The organism is Candidatus Anoxymicrobium japonicum, assembly GCA_002843005.1.
GTDB classification, from domain to species: domain Bacteria; phylum Actinomycetota; class Geothermincolia; order Fen-727; family Anoxymicrobiaceae; genus Anoxymicrobium; species Anoxymicrobium japonicum.
In genome coordinates, this window is the sequence record PHEX01000060.1 from 1 (window position 1) to 9,859 (window position 9,859).

Here is a 9,859-nt window from a genome sequence, read left to right on the forward strand (position 1 = left end):
AGGCATAATGGGGTCAAACCATTTTATGCCTTTTGCAACAGATAAATGGGCGTGCGCATAGAAAGGCATAAAATGGTTTGACCCCATTATGCCTTATAGTTAGTCGGCATTGGAGACTTGTTTATGCTAAGTGCCCCATTCCATAAATACGCTCGCATTCGAACGCCGCTGCATCCGCTCCTGCTGCGTTCCGCTTCCTCGCCGTACTCACCGAGTACGACTCGGTCGCAGCGCCATTTGCAGGAACGGCGCATCGACGCTCTCGATACGTTACCATATTTATGGAAAGGGGCACTTAGTGTCAAAAAATTGAGGCGGCGGCTAACGTTTTTTGCGGCAACCGCCGTGATCGCGATTTTGATTGTGGGAGCGTGTGGCTGTGGAGACGGGAGCAGGACGGGCAGCCGCCTTAATGTGGCCACAACAATAGCCCCACTGTACTTTTTTTGCCGGGGGGTCGGGGGCGACCTCACGCAAGTCGAGATGCTGGTTCCAGCCGGCGCGGGTTGCGGGCATACTTTCGAACCAACCGCGAGCAGCATGAAGTTCATGAGCCGCGCCGACGTTTTCGTTCAGAACGGGCTGGGGCTGGAATCGTGGGCGACCAGCGTGCTGGAAAAAACGGCCCGGCCGGATATCGTCAAAGTGGACGCGGCCGACGCCATTCCCACAGACCGACTGCTCCCGACGCAAGACACAGAAGAGCTGGAGAAGGCGAAACCTGGAGAGGTTGTGTATGACCCGCACGTCTGGCTCGACCCGAGCCTGGCGATCTTCCAGGTGGAAGCAATCAGAGACGGATTTGTGAAAGCTGACCCGTCAAACGCATCTGCCTACAGGAAAAACGCGCGGGAGTTTATTGACAACCTCAAAACTCTTGATGAAGGATTGAAGGGCGAACTGTCGGGCGTCCGGAGGAAGGCGTTCATTGCCGCTCACCCCACGTGGACCTATTTCGCTCCCCATTTCGGGCTTGTGCAGGCTGGCGAGGTGGAAGAGCTCCCGGGAAAAGAGCCCAGCGCGGCGCAGTTGCGAGAACTGATCGAGAAGGTGCGGGAACTGAATATCAAGGCCGTATTCGTGGAGCCGCAATTGAGCCGAAAAGCGGCCGAGACGCTCGCAAGAGACGCGGGGCCGGACGTGGCCGTCCGCGTGGTAGACCCGGTGGGCGGCGACCCGAAGGATTACGCATTGAAGGACATGCCTTTCTCTTGTTACGCTAATTTGATGCGCTTCAACGCGCGGGCGATGAAAGACGCGCTTCAATGACCCGTTCATGCAAAGTCTCACAATTTTTTGACGGCGCGCGCGCGGCGCCGAGAACGCTGGTGGAACTCGAACGCGTCAACGTCACGCTTTCCAGACGCCCGGTTCTCGAAGAGATCACCTTCTCGCTGGACGAGGGGATGTTCCTGGGGGTGGTGGGCCCAAACGGCGCGGGAAAAACCACACTGCTCAGAGTAATCATGGGGCTCGTAAAAGCCGACAGCGGAAGAGTTCGGGTGCTGGGCATGGCGCCCGGGGAGTTGAAGCACGAACTCCACCATCTTGGTTACATGTCACAGAACGCCCTGTTCGATCCCGCATTCCCGGCGTCGGTATTCGATGTCGTCATGATGGGGCGCGTATGCTGCCTCGGGACAATGCGCTTCCCGAGGAAATCCGATCGGCTTGCCGTGACGGACAGCATCAAATTGGTGGGCCTGGCCGGACTCGAAAAACGGTCTATCGGCGAGCTCTCCGGTGGACAGCAAAAACGCGCCTTTCTTGCCCGGGCCCTTTGCAGGGAAACGCACATCCTGCTGCTGGACGAGCCCACGAGCGGCCTGGATCTGCCCGCCCAGAAATCGTTCATGGAGTTGTTGACCCGGCTGAAAGAGGAACTCGGCCTGTCCGTGATACTTGTGTCACATGATGTTCAAGCGCTCGCCCGCTACTCAGACACGATGATTTGCATCAACCATACGATGCACGTGCACGGCAAGCCACAAGAGGTCGTGGGAAGCAAGCGCCTCCGGGAAGCTTACCGGTGTGAAATCGACTTTTTGGTCGGATCCAACGAATAACGCATAATGGGGTCAAACCAAAATATGCGTTTTGGCATGGAGGAAGTTGATGTTTGCCTACGGTTTTATGCAACGAGCCCTTATAGGAGGCGTGATCATAGGCATTACTTGCTCGGCGCTCTCTTTCTTCGTGAACGTGAGGCGGCTTGCGTTCGCGGGAGAGGGAATATCGCACGCTGCTTTCGGGGGAGTAGCCATTGGAATCCTCGCCGGAATCAACCCGATACTGGCCGCTGGCGGCTTCTGCGTTCTCGTGGCGCTCGGCATTGGCTGGTTCTCGCGGAAAGGCCGCCTCCACGAGGATACCGCGATAGGAATTCTTTTCTCGGCATCCATGGCGCTGGGCGTGATTCTGATAGGCGTCTCTCACGCGTACAACATCGATCTGATGAGTTATCTGTTCGGGAGCATACTTGCTCTGAACTGGATGGACGTCGTTGTCCTCGCGACTGTCTGCGCACTGGCGTTGACTTTCGCGGCGCTATTTTTTAAGGAGCTCCTTTTCACGGTTTTCGACGAGGAGACCGCGACCGCCAGCGGCGTGCCGGTGAGGTTCGTGTACTACGGCTTGCTTGTGACGATAGCTGTTGTCATCGTGGTTTCGATAAAGCTCATCGGGATAATACTGGTGTCCGCGCTTCTCGTGATCCCCGGCGCCGTTGGCATGCAACTCGCGAAAAACTACAGGGGGGTCATTGCCGCGTCAATAGCGTGCGGTATTTGCTCGACCGTCACGGGCCTCGTTTTCTCTTACCGCTTCGACGTGGCTTCAGGCGCCGCGATTGTGCTGGTTCTTTTCGGGTTGTTTGTCGTTGCCCTCGCGCTTTCGCCGCGCCGATCCTACATGAGACGTTTTATCAATACTTCGGGGTGAAACTTCTTCCCTTTTGCGAGTCAGGAGAGCAACAGCCTTATTGGCATAGCGGTCGCCACGGTCCGGGCAACTTCTCTCGGCCGGTAATCTTTATCCGCTTGCTTGTCAGCCATGTAAAAATCCTCCACTATTCTCGTTGCCTGGCACAAATTATACCATAACGTGGTAATTTCAAAGTAGGGAGCAGTCCCCCATGGCGCGCGGACGCGCCACCACTTGAGATGAAAAGGTCTCAGGGTAGTCCATGCCCCCCCCGCCCCTTGTGGGAGAGGGTTGGGGTGAGGGGGATATGACACACCCCCACCTTAATCCTCCCGCCTCGAAAGGGAGGAGATCAGAAGGACAACCGTTGTTCCTTCTCTACTATGAAAGTAGCATAGAATGTGGGTTCTGAGTTCAGTGGCAAATTGAGATATTTCATCAATACGGTCATGAGAATGGAGACGCATGAGCTCTCTTAAAGTCGGCATCGTCGGGTTGCCGAACGCCGGGAAGACAACGCTTTTCAACGCTCTGTCCAGGGGGGGAGCGCTTGTCGCTTCCTACCCTTTCGCGACTATCGAGCCAAACACAGGGGTTGTCTCTGTGCCGGATCCGAGGCTTGCTCAATTCTCCAGGCTTGCCGATAGCGCTCGCATTGTGCCGGCAACCGTGCGTTTCATCGACATCGCCGGTCTTGTTGAAGGCGCGAGCAAAGGAGAGGGTCTCGGCAACCGGTTCCTTGCCAGTATCCGTGAAGTCGACGCTGTGGCTCACGTGGTGCGCGGTTTCGAAGCGGAGGATGTTTCTCACGTCGTCGGCGCGACAAATCCCGCGCGAGATGCGGAGCTGATCGAGACGGAACTGCGGCTTTCCGATCTCGAAATCCTCGCTCGCGAGTTGAAAAAAGCGAGGAGCGCGGCGAAAGACGGGGTCAGAGAGTCTGTGGAACGGGTCGAGGCGCTCGAGAAAATAGAGGAAAGAATAAGTTCAGAAGTAATATCTGATCGCGCCTCTGTCGCTCGCGAGCTGGCGCTGCACGCTCCCGATACGGGCCTTCTGATTCTCAAGCCAACAGTGATAGTGCTCAATATTGATGAGCCAGGCGATGTTTCAGCGCGGTTCGAGCGCGAGATGAACGAGTGGGCGCAGCCTCGTGGGATTCCGGTCCTGAGCGTGAACGCTCGAATTGAAGCCGAGCTCGCGGATCTCGATCCGGAAGAAGCAACGCTTTTTGCCAGGGAGATGGGCATAGAGGAGGAAAGCCTCGGGCGCATTGTCAGTGCGAGCTATGAACTGCTTGGCTTGATAACGTTCTTCACCGTCGGCCCCAAAGAATCCAGGGCATGGCCCATCCGCGCCGGATCGACGGCCCGTCAGGCCGCCGGGCGGATTCACACCGATTTCGAGCGCGGTTTTATCAAAGCCGAAGTAGTGCCCGGAAAGTCGTTCATCTCGTGCGGGAGCGTCCCCGCCGCGCGAGAAGCGGGCGCCTTCAGGCTCGAAGGGCGTGAGTACATCGTTCAGGACGGTGACGTCATCAATTTCAAATTCGCCACCTGACCTTTCCCGGTTTCTATCTGTGACGTCACGTTCCACCCCTTAAAACGCAACACTGGGGTCAGGCCCCCCTGTTGCGTTTTCCCCTGTTGCGTTTTCCCCTGTTGCGTTTTCCCCTGTTGCGTTTTCATAAAGATCAGCGCAAGGATGATCGCGGCCAGGATGAGCAGTATCAACAGGAAGACCACTATCGCCTTTGGGGTAAACACTTTTTGCTGCTGCGGAAGGTTCCTGGGCTTCTGCTTCGGCGTCTCCTCGACCGGAATTGACTCGGGTATCTTCATCCAGGAGATATTCTTGTCGCAACTCTCGCAACGATCCGCGGATGCCTCGTTCCTGCCGCCGCAATAGGCGCAGAACTTGTGCGGCACGTGTGTCTTGCGATAAAGCTGCTTCGCGCTCTCGGTAAGTTCCTCGTTCGAGTCTTCCGGCATGTTCCGCTCCTTGATTCCCCTACTCCATCTCCACGCGCACGCGGTGCGCCTCTCCATCGCCGTGCGGGGGAATGACGTTCCCCTCGATCTCCCTGCCGTCAACGATAACACGCTTCACGCCTTTGCATACGCCTATGGGCTTGTCGATCTCGATCTCGTAGATCGCGTCGCGGAACCAGCGGCGCGCGGTGATGGCCTCCCACTCCTTCGGCAGGCACGGGTCGATCAGCAATCCGCGATGTGTCGGCCTGATTCCCAGGATGTGCCCCCAGAACACGTGCCACTGCCAGGCGGCGCCGCCAGTGAACCACGAGTGCGACCCCTCTCCAAAGTACTCCGACTCAGGCCCGATGATGTACTCGGCGTAAACGTACGGTTCTGACTGGTAGAGGTCGCCGTCCTCGCGCGAGCGCACGTTCGGCAGCACCTGCCGGTACGACTCCATCGCAGTGTCTCCGTCCCCGACCATGGCCCACGCCATCGTCGCCCAGGCCGTCGCGTGGAGAAATATCGCAGCGTTTTCCTTGGTGCCGACCGCGAACCGCGTGATGATGCCGATGTCGGGATCCGGCTCTCGCCAGCCGGGCAGGAACAGCGCGCAGCCTTTTCCCGTAAGCAGCCTTTTTCTGGCGGACTCCATCGCCGTCTTCGTCCGCTCGCTATCGAGCCCCGCGATGACGGCCCAGCTCTGGGCGTTCGCGAATATTTCGCCGGGCGGATTGCCTTTGCCGCCGATGATCTCTCCCTCGTCGTTGGTGCCGCGGATATACCACTCTCCGTCCCAGGCGTGTTTCTCGAGCGCCGCGGAGAGAGCCCGCGCCACCTTGCCGACACTTTTCACCCCTGGCAATCCCGGTGTCAGAGAAGCGATCTCCAGATACTCGTTGCAAAGGTAGAGCAACTGCTCGGAAGCCATCGTGGACTCGCCGCGCCCCTTGCGCCCCGCGTAGTTGATCGCGTCGTTCCAGTCTCCCTTCTCCATGAGAACCAGATTGCGCGGGCTGCGGCGCTGCCACACGTTCTCGATGATCCGGTAGATGAGCTCGGCGAGCGTCATCTCCACCCCATCGCAAGTCGTGACCATGTCGTCCACGAGATCGAGCCTCCCGCTCTCTTTGAGGAAGTAGAAGATCGATATCGGCAGCCACATCGCCACGTCAATGTTCCCAGCGAGCCCCGACGGCACGCGGAGATCATGAATGTGCCCCTGGTCAACGCTCCCGTCCGAGCGGACGAGGGAGATGTGGAAACGTATGCGCTCCCACGCGTCGTCTAAGAACCTGGGCAACGCTCCCAGGATGCACTGGGCCGAATCGCGGTATCCCCACGTCTCGTTCCCGCTGCATATGAAGTACGAGCCATCGGACCGGTACCACCAGAAGCACACACGCGCCTGATATTTGTTCCAGATGTTAACGAACCGGTCCACCTGATAATCGGGAGTGAAAACGGTGTCGCCGTAGGCGATGTCCAGCCAGTACCGGTTGCACGCCTCGAAGCGCTCCTCGTATGTCTCTGATTTCAGATGATACGGGATCCTGTCAAAGTCATCTTCGTTCTCCAGAACTCCCATCGCCATGATGATGCGCTCCTGGGCGCCGGGCTCGAGGTCGATCGTGTACTTGTGCGCGAAGATCGCCGCTCTACCGTCGTTCTCGCTGTTCGACAGCTCGCCGTTCACGACAGCCAGAGGGCTGGCTGTGTCCCTTCCGGGGCCGATGAACCGATCGCGAAGCGTCTCAAACGAATCGTACTTGTGGGTGCTGGCGAAAAAGATCTTGATGGGCCACTCGCGGTTCGGGGCGTACGCCTCGCGGTTCCAGTAGGTCTTCTCACCTACCAGAACGTCTCCCGCCCTCCGGATGCGGTTGAAAAGGATGTTCGAATAGTACGAGATAATGTTCGGCATGTGCTGCCCGAGGAGCAGCTCGACGAACGGGTACGCCTCTATGCGCCTGGGCTTGTCGCTTTCGTTGATAAAGTGAAGTATCCAGTACTCGAGGTCGGCGTCGAGCGGCACAAGGTACGACAGCCATGTCTTGAGGCCGCGCATCTCCACCTCGAGCCGCTGGTACCCCATGCCAACTCTGCAAAGCCAGGAGTCGGCGTCAGCGCGCACGGGCATCCAGTTCGGGGTCCAGATGTCGTCGCCTTCCTTGAGGTAAACGAACCGGCCCGGCCCGTTGTTGAGCGCGGGCGCCCACATGTTGATGCCGTACGCCGGCGGCTGCTTCCAGAATGAGTAGCCGCCGCCCGTGTGCGTGATGAAGGAGCAGTACCTGCCGTTAGTCAGGTAGTTGATGTAAGGAAGCTCGAGCCTCGGGTTGGTAATGACATACTCCAGGCCGTCCTCGCTGAAATGTCCGCTCTGCCTGGTTTCTTGCGCGTGGTTCACCGGCTCATCTCCCTATTTGGCGTCCCCGTTCCGTAAAAATACGGTGTCGTGTCGCTCCACTCTACACCCCCTCGACCGCAACCAAACCAGGGGTCAGGCACCGTCTACCTTTCCGTCTACCGCAACCAGGGGCCAGGCGCCGTCTACCGCGCAGCGGTAGACGGTGCCAGACCCATCTACGCAGTAATATCCTCGAGGGGCCCGACGTGCAGCGCGGTTTGTACACGCAACAGGGACAGCAGCCACTGCGTGGTCGCCTCAGCCCCTCTGTTGGGACTCACCCCGTGCGGCATCAGGCTGTCGGCGCAGCAAAACGCCGCGAAATCGTACACGGGCTGATTCTGAACGTTGCGCCCCAGGAACCACTCGAAGGCCGCGCGCGCGAGCTCGAGCCAGCGCTCATCGCGCATAACTATGAAAGCATCCGCGTACGCCTCGGTGAGAGACGCCGCCTCGATCGGGAGCTGGTTGAACCTCGCCCGCTCGCCCCCCCGCGGGTGCCAGCCCTGGTCACCGACCAGATCAAAAAACCCGTCGTGGTAGCACATTTTCGTCAAAAATTCGAGGCTCTCTAGCGCGACGTCACGGTATCGCGGCGCCCTCGTCGCCCGGAACGCCAGCAGGAGCGCCCGGGGAATCAGGCCGTTCGCGTACGCGAGGGTATCCTCGAACCACTCCCACCCTTCACCGGCTACGCGTTCATAGGTCTCCACGAGAGTGGCCGCCATCTTTTCAAGCGCCGAGCTCGCCAGGCTCGCCCCCGGGAAGCGTGTCAGGTAATGGTAGCAACCGCATAGCGCGTATGCCGTAGCGCGCGGGTAAGATAATTGCAACTCCTTGAGCGCCTCATCAAACATCAGTTTCGCGAACGAGACTATGCCTTCGTCCGGCTCAACCGCGATGGTGAGGCCCAGGCCAGCCATCGCCTTGCCCTGGCACTCCTGCCCGCCCACCTCATCCGCGTAGGATCTGTCGTAGTTGAGACGGTTGTGAAACGCGCCGTCCGGTCTCTGCATGTAACGGAGCAACCCAAGATAGACGCGGGAGAGTTCCCGGCTCGTCCTGTCATCCGTCTGCGCGCGTGAGAGCACCGTCGCGGCGAGCGCGAGGGCGTTGTCCTCTGTAGCGTAACCACTCGAGCGGTCGGGAATGTCGAAGTGCGTCGCATGGATGATGCCGGCGCCGTCAGTGAGCCTGACCAGATGATCCAACCGCGGGCGCGGCAGATCCCGCAGTTGCACGACCTTCCGGGGAACCTCAACGGGCGGCGGCGCAACTTTTCTCCCGGCGAGAACGTGCTCAAACAGGCTAACGTACTCCCTCGACACCTCACGCCAGATCATCTTTCGGCCGAAGGCGTAAGTCTTCTCGCGCATCTCACTGGTGCGCGCGGGATCGGAGAGCAACCCGATCGCCGCCTGTGATATAGCCCGCGAATCCTCCACGGGCACTATGACCCCCCGATCGTTTGAAAGTAGCTCGACCGCGTAGAAATAAGGCGTGGAGATTATCGGCTTTCCAAGGCCTATCGCGTAGGCGAGCGTCCCGGAAATTATCTGGTTCATGTCCAGGTAGGGCGTAACGTATATGTCACAACTCGCGAGAAAGCGGGTCAGCTCCTCGAGCGTCACAAATCTGTCGTAGAAGATGACGTTGTCCTTGACCCCCAGCTCGCGCGCGAGTCTCTTGAGGAAAAAGCGATACTTCTCTCCCTCCTTTTGCTTGTGCGGCGGATGCGTCGCGCCGAGCACTACATAGACCGCCCGCGGGTCTTGCTCCACTATGGCGGGCATAGCCGCGATCATGTGCTCGATCCCTTTCCGCGGGTGAAGGAGCCCGAACGTCAGAAGAACCGTTCTCCCCTGGAGCCCCCAGCGCTTTTTGTAGTCGTTGGAGTTCGCAAACGGCATGTCCGGCACGCCGTGGTGTATGAGGTGAACCTTCTCCCTCGGAACGCCGTAATGCTCTTCGAGGAAGTCGATGGACTTCAGGCTCATCACAACGACGGCGTCGGAGAGGGCGCAAACCTGGATCAGTGCCTCTCTCCTCTCCGGATCGGGGTCGGGCAGCACCGTGTGGAGCGTAGCGACAACAGGCTTTTCCAGATCGCGCAGAAGGTCGGTTATATAGATGCCGCGGGATCCGCCGAAGATGCCGAACTCGTGCTGGAGACAGACGATGTCCACCTCTGACAGGTTTATATAATCCGCCGCCCTGGGGTAATCGTCAGAGTCATTTGCCAGCACCTCGAAACGAACCATTGGCGGGTAGTTGTACCCTTGAGGCCGGTCGTTCATGGCCACGACGAACACGTCGGACGCCGGGCCGAGCGCGGAGGATACCCATGTCGCCACATCGGTAGTGAACGTCGCGAGCCCGCACTGCCTGGGGATGTAGTTCCCGATAAAGGCCGCGTTCATCGCGCTTTTTCGCAGCAGGGGAGGCTTTTTTCTTTTCATGTCGCAAGTCCCGTGATTGACATCGCGCTTCAACCGCAAAGTTTATTCTATCACGGAAAAATCGGCTCGAATCACAGCGATTTGTTGACAAT

At 58.8% G+C, this 9,859-nt stretch carries 7 protein-coding genes; 4 read left to right on the forward strand and 3 right to left on the reverse strand.

The genetic code is table 11. From position 1 onward, the window contains the following. The first annotated feature begins 123 nt into the window (after positions 1-123). The 4 genes from CVT63_06510 to CVT63_06525 all read left to right on the forward strand — a co-directional run bounded on the left by CVT63_06510 (position 124) and on the right by CVT63_06525 (position 4,482). A complete protein-coding gene (locus tag CVT63_06510) occupies positions 124-1,269 on the forward strand; it encodes a hypothetical protein (protein PKQ27715.1) in 1,146 nt (381 codons plus the stop codon). Beyond that, positions 1,266-2,066, forward strand: a complete 801-nt coding sequence (locus CVT63_06515; protein PKQ27716.1) for a hypothetical protein — start codon at positions 1,266-1,268, stop codon at positions 2,064-2,066. The genes CVT63_06510 and CVT63_06515 overlap by 4 nt, the downstream gene beginning before the upstream one ends. A gap of 49 nt (positions 2,067-2,115) precedes the next feature. After that, on the forward strand, positions 2,116-2,940 hold the full coding sequence (locus CVT63_06520) for a metal ABC transporter permease (protein ID PKQ27717.1): 825 nt from the start codon (positions 2,116-2,118) through the stop codon (positions 2,938-2,940). Between the two features lie 447 nt (positions 2,941-3,387). Further along, positions 3,388-4,482 carry a redox-regulated ATPase YchF gene (locus CVT63_06525; GenBank protein PKQ27718.1) on the forward strand — a complete coding sequence of 365 codons (1,095 nt, stop codon included), beginning with the start codon at positions 3,388-3,390 and terminating at the stop codon, positions 4,480-4,482. Here CVT63_06525 and CVT63_06530 read toward each other — a convergent pair. The 3 genes from CVT63_06530 to CVT63_06540 all read right to left on the reverse strand — a co-directional run bounded on the left by CVT63_06530 (position 4,443) and on the right by CVT63_06540 (position 9,806). Next, positions 4,443-4,913: a hypothetical protein gene (locus CVT63_06530; GenBank protein PKQ27719.1), complete on the reverse strand. Its 471-nt coding sequence runs from the start codon at positions 4,911-4,913 to the stop codon at positions 4,443-4,445. The two genes, CVT63_06525 and CVT63_06530, sit on opposite strands and share 40 nt — an antisense overlap. A 19-nt stretch (positions 4,914-4,932) precedes the next feature. After that, complete coding sequence (locus CVT63_06535) at positions 4,933-7,308, reverse strand: hypothetical protein (protein PKQ27720.1); 2,376 nt, start codon at positions 7,306-7,308, stop codon at positions 4,933-4,935. 176 nt (positions 7,309-7,484) lie between these two features. Further along, positions 7,485-9,806 (reverse strand): glycosyl transferase family 1, encoded by a 2,322-nt coding sequence (locus tag CVT63_06540; GenBank protein PKQ27721.1) that lies wholly within the window; start codon positions 9,804-9,806, stop codon positions 7,485-7,487. Positions 9,807-9,859: the final 53 nt, after the last annotated feature.